The sequence below is a fragment of the Devosia sp. genome (assembly GCF_028290625.1).
Classification (GTDB): domain Bacteria; phylum Pseudomonadota; class Alphaproteobacteria; order Rhizobiales; family Devosiaceae; genus Devosia.
In genome coordinates this window covers 119,397-136,374 of the sequence record NZ_JAQGJM010000009.1, presented here as the reverse complement: position 1 = coordinate 136,374, position 16,978 = coordinate 119,397, and the positions used below count along the sequence as shown (strand labels likewise).

20 protein-coding genes are annotated in these 16,978 nt (G+C 62.7%); 6 read left to right on the top strand and 14 right to left on the bottom strand.

Annotation, left to right across the window (positions count from 1 at the left end; all coding sequences use genetic code 11):
* Nucleotides 1–25: 25 nt before the first annotated feature.
* From JWR51_RS04355 to JWR51_RS04340, 4 genes are all read right to left on the bottom strand, one after another.
* Nucleotides 26–148: a hypothetical protein gene (locus tag JWR51_RS04355; protein WP_299731191.1), complete on the bottom strand. Its 123-nt coding sequence runs from the start codon at nucleotides 146–148 to the stop codon at nucleotides 26–28.
* A 110-nt stretch (nucleotides 149–258) separates the two neighbouring features.
* Nucleotides 259–1,152, bottom strand: a complete 894-nt coding sequence (locus tag JWR51_RS04350) for a PhzF family phenazine biosynthesis protein (RefSeq protein ID WP_299744144.1) — start codon at nucleotides 1,150–1,152, stop codon at nucleotides 259–261.
* Nucleotides 1,153–1,217: 65 nt separating this feature from the next.
* Nucleotides 1,218–1,712 (bottom strand): heme-degrading domain-containing protein, encoded by a 495-nt coding sequence (locus JWR51_RS04345; RefSeq protein ID WP_299744142.1) that lies wholly within the window; start codon nucleotides 1,710–1,712, stop codon nucleotides 1,218–1,220.
* A gap of 79 nt (nucleotides 1,713–1,791) precedes the next feature.
* Nucleotides 1,792–2,289 (bottom strand): heme-degrading domain-containing protein, encoded by a 498-nt coding sequence (locus tag JWR51_RS04340; RefSeq protein WP_299744139.1) that lies wholly within the window; start codon nucleotides 2,287–2,289, stop codon nucleotides 1,792–1,794.
* 168 nt (nucleotides 2,290–2,457) lie between these two features.
* Here JWR51_RS04340 and JWR51_RS04335 point away from each other — a divergent pair, with 168 nt between their 5' ends.
* On the top strand, nucleotides 2,458–2,604 hold the full coding sequence (locus JWR51_RS04335) for a DUF1127 domain-containing protein (RefSeq protein WP_299744136.1): 147 nt from the start codon (nucleotides 2,458–2,460) through the stop codon (nucleotides 2,602–2,604).
* Nucleotides 2,605–2,650: 46 nt separating this feature from the next.
* Nucleotides 2,651–3,022, top strand: coding sequence for a cupin domain-containing protein (locus tag JWR51_RS04330; protein ID WP_299744133.1), 372 nt, complete (start codon nucleotides 2,651–2,653; stop codon nucleotides 3,020–3,022).
* Nucleotides 3,023–3,025: 3 nt separating this feature from the next.
* On the opposite strand, the gene JWR51_RS04325 is transcribed toward JWR51_RS04330, so the two are convergent.
* From JWR51_RS04325 to JWR51_RS04310, 4 genes are all read right to left on the bottom strand, one after another.
* Nucleotides 3,026–3,739, bottom strand: coding sequence for a hypothetical protein (locus JWR51_RS04325; RefSeq protein ID WP_299744130.1), 714 nt, complete (start codon nucleotides 3,737–3,739; stop codon nucleotides 3,026–3,028).
* 53 nt (nucleotides 3,740–3,792) lie between these two features.
* Nucleotides 3,793–4,812 carry a ketol-acid reductoisomerase gene (gene ilvC, locus JWR51_RS04320; protein ID WP_299744128.1) on the bottom strand — a complete coding sequence of 340 codons (1,020 nt, stop codon included), beginning with the start codon at nucleotides 4,810–4,812 and terminating at the stop codon, nucleotides 3,793–3,795.
* A gap of 14 nt (nucleotides 4,813–4,826) precedes the next feature.
* Nucleotides 4,827–5,468: a TetR/AcrR family transcriptional regulator gene (locus JWR51_RS04315; RefSeq protein ID WP_299744483.1), complete on the bottom strand. Its 642-nt coding sequence runs from the start codon at nucleotides 5,466–5,468 to the stop codon at nucleotides 4,827–4,829.
* A 114-nt stretch (nucleotides 5,469–5,582) separates the two neighbouring features.
* On the bottom strand, nucleotides 5,583–6,503 hold the full coding sequence (locus JWR51_RS04310; protein WP_299744125.1) for a hypothetical protein: 921 nt from the start codon (nucleotides 6,501–6,503) through the stop codon (nucleotides 5,583–5,585).
* Nucleotides 6,504–6,700: 197 nt separating this feature from the next.
* Here JWR51_RS04310 and JWR51_RS04305 point away from each other — a divergent pair, with 197 nt between their 5' ends.
* Nucleotides 6,701–7,828, top strand: coding sequence for an NADH:flavin oxidoreductase/NADH oxidase (locus tag JWR51_RS04305; RefSeq protein ID WP_299744123.1), 1,128 nt, complete (start codon nucleotides 6,701–6,703; stop codon nucleotides 7,826–7,828).
* A gap of 119 nt (nucleotides 7,829–7,947) precedes the next feature.
* Nucleotides 7,948–8,385 carry a hypothetical protein gene (locus JWR51_RS04300; protein WP_299744121.1) on the top strand — a complete coding sequence of 146 codons (438 nt, stop codon included), beginning with the start codon at nucleotides 7,948–7,950 and terminating at the stop codon, nucleotides 8,383–8,385.
* Nucleotides 8,386–8,503: 118 nt separating this feature from the next.
* Here JWR51_RS04300 and JWR51_RS04295 read toward each other — a convergent pair whose 3' ends face one another.
* The 3 genes from JWR51_RS04295 to JWR51_RS04285 form a co-directional block, all read right to left on the bottom strand.
* The gene (locus JWR51_RS04295) at nucleotides 8,504–9,733 is read right to left on the bottom strand and encodes an NAD(P)/FAD-dependent oxidoreductase (RefSeq protein ID WP_299744120.1); all 1,230 of its coding nucleotides are present in this window, start codon (nucleotides 9,731–9,733) and stop codon (nucleotides 8,504–8,506) included.
* Nucleotides 9,734–9,747: 14 nt separating this feature from the next.
* Nucleotides 9,748–11,589, bottom strand: coding sequence for a potassium transporter Kup (locus tag JWR51_RS04290; protein ID WP_299744480.1), 1,842 nt, complete (start codon nucleotides 11,587–11,589; stop codon nucleotides 9,748–9,750).
* 242 nt (nucleotides 11,590–11,831) lie between these two features.
* A complete protein-coding gene (locus JWR51_RS04285; RefSeq protein ID WP_299744118.1) occupies nucleotides 11,832–12,446 on the bottom strand; it encodes an NAD(P)H-dependent oxidoreductase in 615 nt (204 codons plus the stop codon).
* Between the two features lie 344 nt (nucleotides 12,447–12,790).
* On the opposite strand from JWR51_RS04285, the gene JWR51_RS04280 reads away from it, so the two are divergent.
* A complete protein-coding gene (locus JWR51_RS04280; RefSeq protein ID WP_299744116.1) occupies nucleotides 12,791–13,111 on the top strand; it encodes a hypothetical protein in 321 nt (106 codons plus the stop codon).
* Nucleotides 13,112–13,182: 71 nt separating this feature from the next.
* Here JWR51_RS04280 and JWR51_RS04275 read toward each other — a convergent pair whose 3' ends face one another.
* Nucleotides 13,183–14,385, bottom strand: a complete 1,203-nt coding sequence (locus JWR51_RS04275) for a multidrug effflux MFS transporter (protein ID WP_299744114.1) — start codon at nucleotides 14,383–14,385, stop codon at nucleotides 13,183–13,185.
* A gap of 201 nt (nucleotides 14,386–14,586) precedes the next feature.
* Here JWR51_RS04275 and JWR51_RS04270 point away from each other — a divergent pair, with 201 nt between their 5' ends.
* On the top strand, nucleotides 14,587–15,243 hold the full coding sequence (locus JWR51_RS04270) for a TetR/AcrR family transcriptional regulator (RefSeq protein ID WP_299744111.1): 657 nt from the start codon (nucleotides 14,587–14,589) through the stop codon (nucleotides 15,241–15,243).
* Nucleotides 15,244–15,579: 336 nt separating this feature from the next.
* Here the strand turns inward: JWR51_RS04270 and JWR51_RS04265 are convergent, their stop codons facing one another.
* Together JWR51_RS04265 and JWR51_RS04260 are read right to left on the bottom strand one after the other, a co-directional pair.
* Nucleotides 15,580–16,314 (bottom strand): pyridoxine 5'-phosphate synthase, encoded by a 735-nt coding sequence (locus JWR51_RS04265; protein WP_299744109.1) that lies wholly within the window; start codon nucleotides 16,312–16,314, stop codon nucleotides 15,580–15,582.
* Nucleotides 16,311–16,970, bottom strand: coding sequence for a hypothetical protein (locus JWR51_RS04260; protein ID WP_299744106.1), 660 nt, complete (start codon nucleotides 16,968–16,970; stop codon nucleotides 16,311–16,313). The genes JWR51_RS04265 and JWR51_RS04260 overlap by 4 nt, the downstream gene beginning before the upstream one ends.
* Between the last annotated feature and the right edge of the window lie 8 nt (nucleotides 16,971–16,978).

Here is a 16,978-nt window from a genome sequence, read left to right as displayed (position 1 = left end):
CGCTCGCCTGGCGAGCTGTCGGTTATCAGGGGCTGATAAGAAGGAGGAGAAGCGCCGTGCTGAGCAGCAGGCCGGAAGCCACGATCAAGCGGACCTTGTGGGTCTGTTGCTGCTCGATTGCGATGGCGATAGCGCGCTTGCGCTGCATAGGTCCGATCCCGGTTCGTCCGTAGAATGCGCGAATCCAGCGTGCCGTGCAAGCACAACCAACCGCATATCCTGATTTTTTCCTTTACGCTCCGTTGCTAGCCGAGCGTTTTAGTCGCCCAAATCCAGCACGCCCTCACCCACGATCACGGCATTCCCGCCAATGCCGCCATGGACGAGAACATCATTGTCCTTGCGCAGCTGGATCATGATGCGGCAGGGCCGGCCCATCTCGACGCCCTGGCGCAGCACAAAATCGGCCTGGCCGGTGCCGAGCGGCACATGCTCGGACAACAGCCCGATCAGCGCGGCCGCCGCGGCTCCAGTGCCTGGATCCTCGCCCAGCCCCATGCCCGGCGCGAACATGCGGGCGGCAAGGTCATTGTCGTTCTCGTTCGGCGTTTCGGTGAACACATAGACCGAGTGCCGCCCATGCGGAAACGCCACCGTCCAGATCGCCATATTGCGCTCGATGCGGCGTAGCACGTTGGCGTCGCGCACCGGCACCAGATGGAACTCGACGCCAGCGGAGTACACCCCGGGCTTGTAAGAGCCGCAGCCGATATCCTCGACTTCAATGCCGAGCGCTTGCGCCAGGATGAGCTTGTCATTGAGCGGCACGACCTGGCTGGGCAGGCGCGGCAACGCGAAGCGCGCCTCGCCCGAGCGCTTGTCGCTCTTTTCGAACAGCGCGGTGATCAGCCCGATTTGCTCTTCAAGCCGCACGGCGCTGAGCTTGTTCTGCAGGCCGAGGACCACCGCCGTGCCGACAGTCGGATGGCCGGCGAAGGGCAGTTCAATGGTTGGCGTGAAAATGCGCAGCGAGGCGGTGTTGCGCTCGGCATGCGGCTTCTGGATGAACACCGTTTCGCTGAGATTGAACTCACGCGCAATCGCCTGCATTTCGCCGTCGAGCAGGCCATCAGCCTTGAGCACCACCGCCAGCGGATTGCCCTTGAGCGGTTCCCGCGTGAACACGTCGAGCAGCAGGTAATTGAGTTTCATTTGCAGGCCCCATCTATACGCACAACACGGCTCAAAGCACTGCCATAGTCAACGCGTCGCGGCCGCTATTCCGGCGGCAAGGCAAACAAAGTTCTGTCGCGCCCCAAAAAATCGCAGAGCGCATCGACCGCAACCCCGTGATCGCTGCGCCCCGGCAGACCCGAAATAGTCAGGCTACCGACAATGCCCGCCCCCACCACGCGCAGCGGAAACCCGCCACCGGCGATGACATAATCGGTGGCCGGTGCATTGACGATCTCGGAGAACATCGCATCGCCGCCGCGCTCGGCCACGAGGCGATAGCTCGCCTTTTGGAAGCGGCGAACCGTATTGATCTTGCGCCGCACCCATTCGGCATTGTCGGCACTGGTGCCGGGCGTCGCGGCAAAGAACATCTGCCGGTCCCAGGTGCGGATATCGACCACGAGACTCAACCCCTCGGCCGTCGCCCGCTGATAGATCGAACTGCCCAGCGCGAAAGCCACATGTTCGTCGAATGCCGGCAGGACCAGTTCCTGCTCCTGGCTCTTGATCAGCGCGATATCGTCGGCGGCGGCCATGTCAGCGTCTCCCTCGGTCGACTCGGGATTGATCGAACCGCGTCAGACTTAGCCCAATCCGCGAAGGCGTAGAAGGCCACTATACCGCTGGCAGCGCCAAATCGTCCGGGCTCCGGCCGATCGCCACGGCGATGGCGCGGCGGGACAATTCGTGGTCGTCGCGCTCGCTGAGGCCGGACGTGGCCACGGCGCCGACAATGCCGATCCCCTTCATAACGATGGGGAATGCGCCGCCGGCGATGACATAGAGCGCCGGGTCCAGCGCCCAGCTATCCTCGAACAGGCGCGGCTTGTCGCCACGTTCGAGCACTATGCGATAGGTGCTTTTCATCTGCAGGCGCACGGTATTGCTCTTGCGCTCGACCCAGGCGCGATTGCCGGCCGATGCGCCCGCGGTCACGCCATAGAACATGGTGCGATCCCAAAGGGTCACGCCCACCGCCACGCCCTTGCCGAGCGCCCTGCCCGCCTCGCGAACATGTGCGCCGATGGCGAAGGCAATGTCCTCGTCAAACTGCGTTAAAACGAGCTGACGCTCCTGCTCGGCGATGATTTCCAGGTCACTTTGCACAGACACGAGCCGACTCCCCCGTTTGGATTTTGGTTCATTGTATTATCGATAATCCAAATCCCTGTCATGGGGTGATTTCGTCGACAACCGATCATTCAGTCCCGGTTCACCCACGCCCCATCATACAGCGCCCAACACGACGGCCCCGCCGTCATTCATCCAGGGATTTCCACCATGACCAATCTCATCAGCTCGCTGCTGCTCAGCTATCGTACCCGCTCCCGCGTGCAGAGCATCCACCATCTCGACGATCGCATGCTCGCCGATATCGGCCTCAGCCGCGAAGATTTCCGCCGCAGCCCAAAAAAGAAGACCGCCTGATTGCGAATTGCGGCATGCTGTCTCCTGCTAGCAGCGGGAGGCAGTAATGGCGCAATGCAAGGTGATCCGGGGTGGCGCCGGATTTCATGGCAAACAGGGACTGGATTACTTCGCTGGCGTCTCGGCGGAATCCGCGGGATCGACGGGCATCTGCATGCACATGCTGGTCATGCCACCTGGCGGCAAGGCCAAGCCGCATTATCACGAGGCCCACGAAACGGCGATCTTCCAGCTCGAGGGCAGCACCTCATTTTACCACGGCCCCAATCTCGAATTTCTCGATGAGGTCCATGAGGGCGACTACGTCTATATCCCCGCCGGGGTGCCGCATCAGCCCTTCAACCCGACCGACAAGATCGCGCGGGCCCTCATCGCTCGCACCGATCCCAACGAGCAGGAAAGTGTGGTGCTGCTTTAGGCTTTAGCCGAGGCTGCCGTCGGCAAACGCTTCCGCGACGGCCACGGCGTACGACACGCCTCCCACCCGCTTGGCCTCCGCACCGGAGCGGATAGTCACGACATCGGCCAGTTCCCGGTGCTCCTGTTGGTCAAGGTTCGCCCGGATGCGCGTCACCAGCCGCTCGGCCGGTTCGTCGAAATGATAAAGCTGGGCGATCGAAATACGCGGGCCGTCCCATACGGCCACGACCTTGCCGCGTCGTGCCATGCTGGCCTTGAGCCCGGTTTCTTCCTCAAGCTCGAGATCAGTGCAGCCGGCGACATCCACACGTCCGTCAGCCAGCACGTCGCGCGGCTCGAGCGATCCACCGGGCGGATAGACGCGGCCGGCATTGGCGGTCTGGGCGCCCATGACACCGAAGATCAGCGCATTGTCGCTCGTCACAATCACCGCCGAGCCGAACAGATTGCGCATGCCGATTTCCGGAAAGCCAAGCTCGCGCCAGGTCAGGAAAGCCGAATAGGCATCCACCCGCGCTTCGGCGCGCAGCACGCCGTCGGCATCGATGCGCGGCGACGAAACGCCGATGATCCGACCGTCCCACAGATGCGGATTAGCAGACGACAGCTTTGCCCAGGAAGGACCGACCTGCGCTCGCAAATCAGCCGGCAGCGGCCAGTCGCCAGGGACCAGCCGAATGTCGGTGCCGGCGATGGGCGTGATCGAGGGTTTCATGATCGAGTGGTCCGATAAGAAAACGGGGGCCGAAGCCCCCGTTCCCTATCTGCTTAGTTCTTCTCTTTGTTGACCAGCGCGCCTGCCTTGATCCAGGGCATCATGTCGCGCAGCTTGCTGCCGACTTCCTCGATCTGGTGCTCGTCGGCCAGGCGACGGGTTGCCTTGAAGCGCGAACCGCCGGCCTTGATTTCCTGCATCCACTCGGCGGTGAACTTGCCGGACTGAATGTCCTTGAGCACACGCTTCATCTCGGCCTTGGTGTCCGAGGTGATAATACGTGGGCCGGAGACGTATTCGCCCCACTCGGCGGTGTTGGAGATCGAGTAGTTCATGTTGGCGATGCCGCCCTGATAGATCAGGTCGACGATCAGCTTCACTTCGTGCAGGCACTCGAAATAAGCCATTTCCGGCGCGTAGCCGGCTTCCACCAGCGTTTCGAAACCGGCGCGGATCAGCTCGACCAGGCCGCCGCAGAGCACGACCTGCTCGCCGAACAGGTCGGTCTCGCATTCTTCGCGGAAATTGGTTTCGATGACGCCCGAGCGACCGCCGCCAACGCCCGACGCATAGGCCAGCGCGATGTCATGGGCATTGCCCGACGCGTCCTGATGCACGGCGATCAGGCACGGCACGCCGCCACCCTTCTGGTATTCGCCACGCACGGTGTGGCCCGGGCCCTTGGGGGCGATCATGATGACGTCGACGGTCGACTTGGGCTCGATCAGGTTGAAATGCACGTTGAGGCCATGGGCGAACGCCAGGGCAGCACCGTCGCGGATATTGGGCTCGATATGCTCTTTGTAGATATCGGCCTGCAGCTCGTCCGGGGTCAGGATCATGATGACATCGGCCCAGGCCGAGGCCTCGGCAACGCTCATCACCTTGAGACCTTCGCCCTCGGCCTTCTTGGCCGAGGCGGAACCGGGGCGCAGGCCGACGGCGACATTGGTGACGCCCGAATCGCGCAGGTTCAGCACATGGGCATGGCCCTGGCTGCCGTAGCCGATGATCGCGACCTTGCGCGATTTGATGATGTTGAGATCGGCATCACGATCGTAATAAACGCGCATTGGAGTACTCCCTTTTATTGCGTTTTATCCGCCCCATAGAGGGCAAAGAATTGGTCAGTCGCGGTCTGCACATCGGCTTCGATGTTGGCCTCGACATTGATCTGGGTCAGCGTCTTGTCGCCCAGCAGCAGCCGGATCTGCACATCGCGCACCACAAGCCCGAAGAAGGTACGATACGCATCCTCGCTGTTGTCGAACCGCAGTAGCCGCGCATCGCGACCGGCTTCGAGAATCGGCTTGAGGCGCCGGCGAATAGCCATCGGGCCATTTTCCAGCACAATGGCGCCCAGGCTGTCCTTCTCCTGCGCGGCGTGGGTCACGGCCGTGCGGTTGAGCGTGATCGAGATTTCCCCGATCAGCACCGTCAGCAGGTCACGAGCAAATTGCTCGATACTGGCGCGTAGTGCCTTGGCGTTGAGGCCGGAGCGGTTGACCTGCGGCATGCGCACCTTGGCCGCCTGCCACTGCACCGTGGCCGTCAGCAGCCCGTCGCGATCACCAAACCACTTATAGAGCGTTTCCTTGGAGCACGAGGCGCGGCGCGCCACCGCAGTCATGGTCAGCCCGTCGCCATTCTCCACCAGCAGATCGAGTGCCGCCGTCAGCACCGCCTGCTGGCGGGGCGTGAACACCTCTTCTTCGATCTTGCTGATCATCGGCACGCGCAACACTGTCCCATTCCCATTTTACATTTTCGAACGCAGGCGTACCGTACGGTACGGTTCTGCGCAAGCAGAAAAGAGGATGTGTCCTATTATGCCCCCACGGACCTACGCGGCGACGATACCCTCGCGCCGCGCCCCGATCCAGCGATTGAACCGCGCCAGTCCCAGTCCGAAACCGATCAGCAGCAGGCCAGCGCCGAGGACGCCGAAGGGGTTGGGGCCGAGGAATTCGAACCAGCGGAAGAAAAAGTGGATCGCGGCGAACACCGCGACCGTGTTCACCAGCCAGCGCCGGTTGACCATGATCGCCCAGACGCCGACGGCGATCAGCACCACCGCCCAGCCGATGCTGAACACCGGGGCGGGCCAACCGAAATAACCGTCCCCGAACACCGAGCCGATGGCGAACACCGCGTTGACCATCAGGATCGCGGTGCGCATGGCGATGATGGCCAGCCGCTCCTGCGCCGGTTTTAGCCGCAGCGACACAAGATACAGCGCCAGCGTCAGCAGCGACAGCGCGCCGATGGTCAGCGCCGGACGATCGAAGCCCAGGAACCAGCTCGGCTGCCAATACGACGAGCCGCTGCCCAGCGTCGCCGCCAGCATCAGCACGGACAGCGCCGCCAGCAATCCAGACGACGCCACCACGGCTGTCGCCGCCAGGATCACCGTCATGGCGAGATTGATCCAGATCGAACCATCCGACAGCAGGAACACGCCGCCCAGAATACCCAGCGCACCGATCACGGTGACGATCTGGGCGAAAACCGCCCAATGCGTGGATCGCGTGAGGGTGAGCGCCAGCCCCAGGCCGGCCAGCAGCGCGCCAATGACGATCGCGGTCTGCGGGGTCGGCAGGAAAATCCCCACGCCCAGTGCCACCGCAACTGCGCCGAAGGCGAGGAAGATATTGGTGCCCAGCGCGCCGGTATCGGCGGCGGCCATGGTCTTGAGCCGCGCGGCTTCCGCCGCGGTCAGTTTGCCGGCCGCGACCAGCGCATCCAGATCGAGTGTGACTTTCACGGTGGCGTTTTCCCCAACAAGCAGAATGGCCCCCGCCATGGCGCATTGATACCGCGCCGGAAGCTTATCGCCAAGCCCGCGCCGCCTGTTCCATGCAGGCAATGGACGGCAGATACACTCCATCGGCACTTGCCGATGGATGCCATCCGGTGCATGGTCCAAAAAATCTTCCGCCGCGATAACCACGAGCTTCCAAAATGTCCCAACTCTTCTCCCCCGCCACTCTGCGTGGCCTGACTTTGCGAAATCGCACGGTCGTTGCGCCGATGTGCCAATATTCGGCCAAGGATGGCTTCGCCAATGACTGGCACCTGGTGCATCTGGGCCGGTTCGCCATTGGCGGCTTTGGACTAGTGATTGTGGAAGCCACCGGCGTGACCGCCGAGGGTCGCATTTCCTATGGCGATCTCGGGCTGTGGAAGGACGAACAGATCGCCCCGCTGGCGCGCATTATCGACTTCCTGCACGACCAGGGCGCCGCTGCCGGCATCCAGCTTGCCCATGCGGGCCGTAAGGCTTCGACACCGATCGGCTGGAACAAGGACATTCTGACCACCGAGGCAGGCCGCGAATCTGTCGCCTATACGGAGTGGACCCCGGTGGCCCCAACCGCCGCGGCCCACAGCGACGAGCCGGGCTTCTCCCTGCCCGCCGAGTTGGACCTTGCCGGTATCAAGGGCATTGTCGACGCCTTCGTGGCCGCCACGATCCGCGCCGAGCAGGCCGGCTTCGACACGGTGGAGGTTCACGCCGCGCACGGCTATCTGCTCAACCAGTTCCTGTCGCCGCTGGCCAATAAGCGCACCGACCAATATGGTGGCAGCCGTGAGAACCGCATGCGCTTGCCGCTGGAAGTGGTGGAAGCCGTGCGTGCCGTCTGGCCGGCCGACAAGCCGCTGCTGGTGCGTATTTCGGTCAGCGACAACCATCCCGATGGCTGGCAGGTCGAGGACAGCGTGGTGCTGGCCAAGGAGTTCAAGGCGCGCGGCGTCGATGTCGTCGATTGCTCCAGCGGCGGCTTCCATGGCGGCCAGATCAAATCCATCGCCAGCTACCAGGTGCCGTTCGCCGAAGCCGTGCGCAAGGGCGCCGATATCCCCACCATGGCCGTTGGCCTGATTTCGGGCGCGACCGAAGCTGAGGCCATCATCAGCAGCGGCGAGGCCGACTTCGTCGCCCTGGCGCGCGGTGCGCTGGACGATCCCAATTGGGCCGTCCATGCCAAGCTGGAACTCGGCTCCGACCAATATGATTTGTGGCCCAACCAGACCAAGCGCGTCGAGAGCATGGACCGCTCCCTGCAGCGGCGCGCCTTCGCCGGATAACATCCTCCGAAGCATCGCTAAACGACCCCCGCGGCAACGCAAAATCGCCGCTTTCGCGACGCCACTCTTGTAGCGTCGCGACCCGATCACCAGATCAGGATGGGCAAGGGAGAATTTGCATGGGCATGGATACCAAGGCGGCCATCATCGCGCTACTGACCGTCTGGGGCGTGGGCGCTACGGCGACCGCCCCGGCAATGGGCCAGGACACCGAGGACGCCACCGATGATGCTGGCGACGATACGGACAACCCATTGCTCAACAAGGTCTGGGTGCGCGCCGATGCCGATGCCAGCCAACCCGGTCCAATGCAGATTTTCCTCGAAGATGGCACTCTGGTTTCCGATAGCTGCTGGGAAACCTACCGCCTCTCCAAGTGGCAGCAGGTCTCCGACACCGCCATCAGTTGGGAAGAGGACGGCATGACCATCAACGCCGATATTGCCTCGCTCAGCCCCACCGAACTGGTGCTGAACCTCAAGCTCGGCAAGGACATCCAGGAACAGCATTTCGTCGCCGCGACGGTGCCTTATGTGTGCCCGGACATGGTGAAGTAGGCTAACCCACAGGGTCATTCCCGCGTAGGCGGGAACCTCTGTTTTCCTCCCAGCACCGCCAACGGAGGTTCCCGCCTACGCGGGAATAACCCCGTGGGGGTGATGGTCTTGAGGCGGCCTAAACCCTCGGCGGTTGTTCCAGGCCAAGCTTCCTGATCGGCGACAGCAGTGCCCCCGAAACCATGGCCGCTAGAAACTGCGGCGCTGGCGGGACTCGCGCTAGTGCCGATACGAACACATCACGAATGACTGGCAGCACGTGGCTATCGGATTGATAGAACGGCGTGAACATGGCGCTGAGGGCCTGATAGAGCCGCACATGGTTCCGCCGCAGCCCAGCATAATGGCCCAGCGCTCCCTCCAGATCGTCATCCTTGTCGCGTAGGCCCACATACAGCGCCCGCGCATCGAGCAACGCCATATTGGCGCCCTGCCCCAATTGCGGACTGGTCGAATGGGCGCTGTCGCCGACAAACACCAGCCCGTCGCCGGTTGGATCGGCCATGGTGTGGTGCACATAGCGCGCCAGCGTCATGGTCTCAAAATCGGCGATCGCGTCGAGATACGGCAGCGTCTCCGGCCAGTTCTCCAGCACCACCCGTTTCCAGGCGTCGAGGCCATCGCGCTTCAATGCCTCGTAATCCGCCGCCTTCAGGCTCCAGAACAGCGCTGCCAGCGGCGCGCCATCGCTCGATTGCCCGATCGGCAATACCCCAGCCATCACGCTCGCGGCTCGGTAGCGCTGCAACAGCGCGCCAGGATCGAACCCCGCGCCATGCCAAGGCAGCGTCGCCCAGATCGCGCCGAACGTCAGCGGGCGCGACTTGCCGGGAGCTCGCGAATGGCTCTTGAGCGGCGAGCCCGCACCAAGGCAATCGACCACCAGATCGAAGCCCTCCGACTGCTGGTCGCCAGTAAGCACCAGAGTGCGTTTCCCCGCCGCCGCATCGCGGAGCGTCACGATTTCACTGCTGGTGCGGATTGGGCTGCGGGCGGCCCGCACGGCGTCATGCAACACGTCGAACAGCGCCGCCCGGTGAATGCCCAGACCCCGGCCCAGCTTCGGCAATGCCTTGTAGCCGACATCGAGCACCATGCGGCCGCTGCGCGCGTCGATGCCGCACAACCGGTCGATCGGCGAACCCAACGCCACTACGGCCGGCAACAGCCCCAGATCGTGCAACACTGCCTGCCCCGTCGGCTGCAGGATCAGCCCCGAGCCGATCGGCTTGGGCGCATCGAAGCGCTCGAGTACAACTGGATTGTGCCCAAGCCGTTGCAGATACAGCGCCGTGGCGAGGCCAGCCGGTCCGGCGCCGCAAATTGCGATGTCGAGCACTTTCGGCATCGCATTTCCGCTGCTTAGAGGACGACCTGCGTGCCGATCTCCACCACGCGCCCCGTCGGGATGTGGAAATATTCCGTCGCGTCGCTGGCGTTGCGGGCCAGCCGCGTGAACAGCCGATCCTGCCAGAAGCGCAGCAGGCCCTGCTTGTTGCCGGCCTTGAGCGACCGCCGCGACAGGAAGAACGACGTACTCATGATATCGAACTTCCACCCCAGCTTGCGGCCCAGCGCCAGCGCCTTGGGAATATTGGGCGTTTCCATATAGCCGAAGGTCACGATGACGCGGCTGAACAGCTCGTTATACGCCTCGATCCGCACCTTCTCGTCGTCATTGACGCGCGGCGAGGCCGAGGTGTTGACCGTCAGGATGACATTCTGCTCGTGCAGCACCTTGTAGTGCTTGAGGCTATGCAGCAGCGCCGTCGGCGCCCCCTCGATATCGCTGGTCAGGAATATAGCAGTCCCCGGTACGATGGTGGGCTTTTTCTTGGAAAGATTGTCCACCAGGAATTGCAACGGCACCTCGTCGCGCCGCGTCTTGTCGGCCAGGCGCCGCCGGCCGGAAATCCAGGTCGCCATGACCAGTGCCACCGCGGCCGCCACCAGCGCCGGCATCCAGCCGCCCTGGAACAGCTTGGACGCATTGGAGGCAAAGAATCCCAGATCGATGACCGTGAACAGCACGCCGAAGGCGATGACCGCCAATGGATGCCATTTCCAGTTACGCCACATCACCACCAGCAACAGCAACAGCGTCACGATCATCACGCCGGACACCGCGATGCCATAGGCATTGGACAGCGCTTCCGAACTGCGGAACGCCAGCACCAGCACCAGCACGCCCACCATCAGCATGGAATTGATCTGGGGCATGTAGACCTGCCCGCTCTGGGTTTCCGAGGTGTGCAGCACCACCATGCGCGGCAACATATTGAGCGCGATGGCCTGCTGCGCCAGGCTGAACGTGCCAGAAATCACCGCCTGGCTGGCGATGATGGTTGCCAGCGTCGCCAGCACCACGAACGGCCCCAGCGCCCATTCCGGCTGCATCTCGAAGAACGGGCTTTTGACATTCTCGACGCCCACCTGCAGCACATAGGCGCCCTGCCCGAAATAGTTCAGCAGCAGGCAGGGAAAAACCAGCCCGAACCAGGCGATGACGATGGGCTTGCGGCCAAAATGGCCAAGGTCGACATAAAGCGCCTCGGCCCCCGTGACCGCCAGGAAAATGGCGCCGACCACCACGAAGGCGATGCCGATATGGGTGATCAGGAATTGGATACCGAGGAGCGGATTGATTGCCAGCAATACCCTGGGCTCTCCAATGATATGCACGAGGCCCGAAACCCCCAGCACGATAAACCACAGCGCAGTGACCGGTCCGAACACCGCGGAGACCTTGGCCGTACCAAAGCGCTGCACGAAAAACACCCCGACGATGATCGCCAGCGTGATCGGCACCACCCAGCGCGTTAGGTCGGGCGCCACCAGTTCCAGGCCCTCGACGGCCGACAACACCGAGATTGCCGGGGTGATGATGGCGTCGCCGAAAAACAGCGCCGCGCCCAGCACGCCCAGGCCGGTGATCCAGGCCGGGGCCTTGGTGAAGGTCTTGCGGGCCAGCGCCACCAGCGACAGCGTGCCGCCTTCGCCGTTATTGTCGGCGCGAGTCACGAAGAAAATATATTTGACGGTCACCGTCAGCGTCAGCGCCCACACGATGAGCGACAGCAGTCCCAGGATTTCGTTGGTGCTTGAAGAGGCACCCGGCCGAATGCTCATCGCCTGACGGAATGCATAGATCGGACTGGTGCCGATATCGCCATAAACCACCCCCAGCGCGCCCAAAATGAGCATGTTGAGGTCTTTGCGGGAATGTCCGGATTGGTCGGTCGCATCGACCCCGGCGGCTATGCCGGGCGTGTTCGTCTGCGTCATGAACCGTGCGCTCTCTTGATCAAAGGCGGCGCCTCTCTACACCGGGCTCCGGTCACACACAACACTTTCCCGCCGCGATGGTTCAAGCCCAAACAGTAAGGGCCGCCCCTTTCGGAGCGGCCCCTGCCGGTAAACGACGACTTTGGAGGTCTTCGTAAAGCCTATTCAGCAGCCTGGGCAAGCGCGGCATCATTGGCGCGGGCGGCCTTGGTGGCATTGCCCCACCAGATCACCTGGTCCAGCATGTCCTTGGCCGAATTGCCGATCGAACCCTCGAGGTCGGCAATGGCCTTGGTGCCGCCGAAGCCGGGATGGACCGCAGCGAAATCAGCGCCGCCGATGTGAACGGCCGAACGGGTCGGGACCATCTGCAGTTCGATCGCGATGGTGCGGGCATGCTCGATAGCGCGGGCGCCACCAACGGTGCCGTAGCCCACGAAGCCGATAACCTTCTTGGTCCATTCCTTATAGGCCTGGTCGAAGGCATTCTTCAGCGCGCCGGTGATCGAGCGGTTGTATTCGGCGGCGACGACGATATAGCCATCGAATTCGCCAATCTTGTTCTGCCACTTGACGGCGTTCTGGTTGACCGAAGGCATCCAGGCATTGGAGGCCATTTCGTCAAAGAACGGCAGGTCGAAGTCGCGGATGTCGACGATCTCGGCGTCGATCTCGGGGCGCGCATTGGCCTTTTCGAGGATCCACTTGGCCGGCAGTTCGCCGAAGCGGGTCGGGCGGGTCGAGGAGATAATCACGGCAATCTTGAGTTTGGACATTTGAGCCTCCTTGGTAACAAATCGTAACTGAGGCGATATATGTGCCTTTGCCACATCCTCACAAGGAGGCACGAAGTTGTGGCGCAGGCACACAAGACTGCCATAGGCACCTCAATGTAAGTATTGGTGCCGCCTACGTTTTTCGCGTCGGAACGCGTTTCGGGATGGGCCGCCGGAACCATAGGGTTGCGCCATGGAACGAACCGTTCGCTGAAATCGATCAAGTGGAATTCTCTTTTTCGCCCAACCCCGGAACCGGGGGTGCCCCGCCCCCGCGCCCGCCTTATGAATCACGGGCCGGGGGGCACACCGGCTTTTGGGGAACAATCATGTGGACACGACAATTGACCGCTCTTGCGGTCGCCGGCGCTCTGGTGGCGCTGAGCATTTCATCGGCTGCGGCGCTGGACCGGCGCGTGCGCATCAACAACAATACCAGCTACGATATCGTGCAGTTCTATGCCTCCAACAAAGGCACCAATGACTGGCAGGAGGACATTCTGGGCCGTGGCATCCTGCCGGCCGGCGAAAGCATCATCATCAACATCGATGACGGCAGCGGCTACTGCAAATTCGATTTCCTCGCCGTATTCGAGGACGACGACCAAGTCGTCTCGCGCAACAATAATGTGTGCGAACTCAGCCAGTTCAACTTCAACCCGTAACCGGGCCCGCATGACAAAAGGGGGCGCAGCTCATGGCTGCGCCCCCTTTTTTTTGCGCGTCGTATCGGGAGCTATTCGGCCGCGACCGGCTGGCCGGCAGTGCCCTTGATCGTCAACCGTGTCAGCGCGAAGGCGATGATCGCGCAGGCGGCGATGCCGATGACCATTGGCTTGGCGGTACCGTCGAAGAAGGCGCCGACCACGCCCATCACGATTGCTGCCGTGACCATCTGCAGCGTCCCCATCAGGGCCGACGCGGTACCGGCGATGCTGCCGTGGTTCTCCAGCGCTAGCACGGCGGTGGTGGGCACGACGAGGCCGAGGAAGCCGTAGCCGATGAACAGCAGCACAGCCAACACGGCAAGCTGGTCAATCCCGGCCAGGAACAGCGCCGCCAGCGCCACCATCACCACGATGAAACCGCTGACCGAAGCGCGCACCACGGTGTTGAGGCCGAAGCGGCGCGTCAGCACGCCCGTCAGTTGCGACACGCCGATAAACGACACCGCGTTGATCGAGAACATGACGCTGTAGAGCGTCGGTGTCAGGTGGTAGTGGTCGATCAGGATGAACGAGGAATTGGCCAGGTACGCCATGAAGCTCGACATGCCGAAGGCGCCGATCAGCGACAGGCCGATGAAGTTACGATCCTTCAGCAACAGCCCGTAGCCGCGCATGGCGCTGCCGACGCTTGATTCGAGCCGTTCGGACGCCGGACGAGTTTCCTTGAGGAAGAACGCGATCAGCAGCAGGCCGAGCACGCCGATAATGGCAATCGCCCAGAAAATCGTACGCCAATCGCCGAACTGCACCATCAGGCTACCAGCCAGCGGCGCCAGGATCGGCGACACCGAGAACACCAGCATCAGCAGGCTCTGGAGTTGCGCCGCATCGGCACCCGTATAGCCGTCCCGCACGATGGCGCGGGGCAAAGCCATGGCGGCGCAGGCGCCGACGCCCTGCACGAACCGCGCGGCAATCAGCCACTCGATCGACGGCGCCAGGGCGCAGGCGATCGCGCCGATGCTGAACAGCGCAATGCCGAAATACAGCGGCGGCTTGCGGCCGATCATATCGCTGATCGGGCCATAGAACAGTTGGCAGACGGCGATGGCGGCCATGAAGGCCATCAGGCTCATCTGCACTTCGGCAGTGCTGGCTTCCAAGCTTACCCCGATGGCGGGCAGCGCCGGCAGATACATATCGATGGCGAACGGCCCGATGGCCGATAGCAGGCCGAGCACAAGTGCCGCCCGCAACATTGGGGTATTCATAATAAAAACCTCCGCGTGCTCCCGGCGCATTGCTGCGGAGGCCACGACGATACCGGTTGAAAAGGGCTCACGGCTGGCGAGGGAGGTCGCAACCCCGTGATGAGCTTATATTGGACACAAGTGTAAAGCCCGTCAAGCACTACCGTCCAAAATTTTGGACAATGTTGTAAAATCTAAAAGCCGGTGCTATGTTTTGAGGCAATGAGCCAGATCGAAGCCACCATCCCTGCCCCGCAACCTCGCCCGCTATCAAAACGGCAGGCGATCCTCGATGCCGCCAAACGCGCCTTCGTGCGCGACGGCGTGGGCAGCGTCAGCATCGACGGCATTGCCATCGAGGCTGGGGTATCGCGACAGACCGTCTACAATCTGATCGGCGATCGCGACCAGCTGTTTGTGGCCGTGGTGGAAGACGTCACCACCCGCTCCAGCGCGTCGCTGATGGCGGTTATAGCCAGCTTCCCCGATCAGCCAGATGACATTCAGGCGGCATTGACCGATTTTGCCGTGAATATGTTGGGCCGCTGCTTTTGCGACATGGACGGAAGGGCACTATCGACGCTGATCAAGCGCGAAGCCTATCGCCATCCCAAGCTGTTCGAGACCTGGAAGGAATACGGACCGGGCAAGGATTTCCCCCTAATTTCCGCCTGTTTCGCCAAGCTCGCCCGCGATGGCTATCTCGACCTGACCGATGTCAGCCAAGCCACGCGCCATTTCCTGGCCCTGGTCTGCTCCGACCTGCCCAACGACGACGCCCTATGCAGCCGCCCCACCGAAGACCAACTCCGCCAAACTGCGTCGGCGGGCGTCGCCACGTTCCTGCGCGCGTTCGGGGCACGGCAGGGCAAATCCTAGACCATTCCGTTTAGCTTGATCCATCCCCTATCACCGACCTTCCCGCGGGCTTGACCCGCGGGCCATTGGCCGCTTGTGCCGCGCTGATGGAGGCCCGCGGGTCAAGCCCGCGGGAAGGTCGGTGGGGATGAAAGCCAGTGCCCCAAGAAAATGCGGCTTGGCGCACACCAACCGATGCACCCCCCCATCCGCCCTTCGACCACCTTCTTCGCGAGGGGAGGAAGAGATTGAGCCGAGAGTTCTCAGTCATCACCCTCTCCCCTTGTGGGAGAGGGACAGCTTGCGACTCGTTCAGCGGAGCAAGCAGGGTGAGGGGTACGCTGCAAACGCCGAATATCAGCCCCCCAACACCACCCGATACTGCCGCACCGCCTCCGCAAACCCCATCAGCAACGCATCTGCTGTAATCCCGTGCCCAATCGACACCTCGGCGATGTCCGGCATCACCCGCATGAACACCGGCAAATTCTCCAACGTCAGGTCATGCCCGGCATTGACCACCAGCCCCACCGCATGCGCCGCGCCCGCCGTCACCGCCAGCAACCGCAAATGCTCGTCGCCCTCCGGCGTGCTGTAGCTCCCCCCATAGGGCCCGGTATAAAGCTCGACCCGGTCGGCCCCCATGGCCCTGGCCAGCGCCGGCGCCTCCGGATCCTCATCGATGAACAATGAAATCCGGATACCCGCCGCCTTCATCCGCACCATGGCCGGCTCAAGGATCGCCCGGTCTCCGGCGATATCCCAACCGTGGTCGGACGTGTTTTGCGTCGGATCGTCCGGCACAAACGTCACCTGGTCCGGCGCCACCTGCTCCACCAGCGTCAGGAATTCAGGGCTCGGATAGCCTTCGATATTGTATTCCGCCCGCGGATAATCGGCGCGCAGCAACGCTTCCAGCTCATGCACATCGGTGCGGCGAATATGCCGCTCGTCAGGCCGCGGATGGATGGTAATGCCGCTGGCGCCCGCATCGAGCACCACCCGCGCAATGCCGGTGACGCTGGGCCATGGCAGGTTGCGCCGATTGCGCAACTGCGCGACCGCGTTGAGATTAACTGAAAGATGGGTCATGGACTGCTTCCGCCGGGCTGGATCGGGCCATCGGGGCCGTATTGAACGATAGGATAGGCCGGCGCGAACACCTGATAATAGCCAAGCCCGAGCTTCATCTGGTTGATCATGTAGCCAAGTTGGGCGGCGCCCGCGCCCGCACAGGTATCAGCGTTGATATTGGCCACCGTGTGCCGCAGCTCCGCATAGAACGAATAGAAGCGCACGAAATTGGCCAGGTCCTGCGTGCCGAAATCCACCAATCGCTGGATGCTGGCATCGAATACCGGCGTTTGCGACTGCAATTGCTCGTTCAGCGCCAGCGCCATATTGGTGCATTGCTGGGCGACATCGTCCGCCGCGGGATCGGCCGCCAGCCCCATCCGGCGGCCCAATTCCAGCCCCGTCGTCAGCCGCTCGGCTTCATAAGCCAGCGCCTGGCCGATAGAGCTAGCTGTCGCCATGGCCTTCTGTTCGTCAGCCTGCCGGGTGAGTGCCGTGCCGAGCACCAATACGCCGGCGGCACCCAGAAAGCCCACCACCGTGCCGAGCGTCTGCTGCCATTCATGCAGCACGGTCAGCCAGTTGGCCCAACCCTGCTTGCGCATGTCGAGCAGGATGACGCTTGTCAGCGCGATCAGCAGCACGATCAGAAGCGTTATGGCGCCGATCAGCACGGGCAATA

Bases quoted from the DNA above. Each gene is read 5' to 3' on its own strand.
- JWR51_RS04265 (WP_299744109.1), bottom strand. From the start codon at position 16,314: ATGACCCATCTTTCAGTTAATCTCAACGCGGTCGCGCAGTTGCGCAAT.
- JWR51_RS04305 (WP_299744123.1), top strand. From the start codon at position 6,701: ATGTCCCAACTCTTCTCCCCCGCCACTCTGCGTGGCCTGACTTTGCGA.
- JWR51_RS04275 (WP_299744114.1), bottom strand. From the start codon at position 14,385: ATGAATACCCCAATGTTGCGGGCGGCACTTGTGCTCGGCCTGCTATCG.
- JWR51_RS04290 (WP_299744480.1), bottom strand. From the start codon at position 11,589: ATGCTCATTTTGGGCGCGCTGGGGGTGGTTTATGGCGATATCGGCACC.
- JWR51_RS04335 (WP_299744136.1), top strand. From the start codon at position 2,458: ATGACCAATCTCATCAGCTCGCTGCTGCTCAGCTATCGTACCCGCTCC.
- JWR51_RS04295 (WP_299744120.1), bottom strand. From the start codon at position 9,733: ATGCCGAAAGTGCTCGACATCGCAATTTGCGGCGCCGGACCGGCTGGC.
- JWR51_RS04300 (WP_299744121.1), top strand. From the start codon at position 7,948: ATGGGCATGGATACCAAGGCGGCCATCATCGCGCTACTGACCGTCTGG.
- JWR51_RS04285 (WP_299744118.1), bottom strand. From the start codon at position 12,446: ATGTCCAAACTCAAGATTGCCGTGATTATCTCCTCGACCCGCCCGACC.
- JWR51_RS04330 (WP_299744133.1), top strand. From the start codon at position 2,651: ATGGCGCAATGCAAGGTGATCCGGGGTGGCGCCGGATTTCATGGCAAA.
- JWR51_RS04355 (WP_299731191.1), bottom strand. From the start codon at position 148: ATGCAGCGCAAGCGCGCTATCGCCATCGCAATCGAGCAGCAACAGACC.
- ilvC (WP_299744128.1), bottom strand. From the start codon at position 4,812: ATGCGCGTTTATTACGATCGTGATGCCGATCTCAACATCATCAAATCG.
- JWR51_RS04345 (WP_299744142.1), bottom strand. From the start codon at position 1,712: ATGGCCGCCGCCGACGATATCGCGCTGATCAAGAGCCAGGAGCAGGAA.
- JWR51_RS04325 (WP_299744130.1), bottom strand. From the start codon at position 3,739: ATGAAACCCTCGATCACGCCCATCGCCGGCACCGACATTCGGCTGGTC.
- JWR51_RS04315 (WP_299744483.1), bottom strand. From the start codon at position 5,468: ATGATCAGCAAGATCGAAGAAGAGGTGTTCACGCCCCGCCAGCAGGCG.
- JWR51_RS04350 (WP_299744144.1), bottom strand. From the start codon at position 1,152: ATGAAACTCAATTACCTGCTGCTCGACGTGTTCACGCGGGAACCGCTC.
- JWR51_RS04270 (WP_299744111.1), top strand. From the start codon at position 14,587: ATGAGCCAGATCGAAGCCACCATCCCTGCCCCGCAACCTCGCCCGCTA.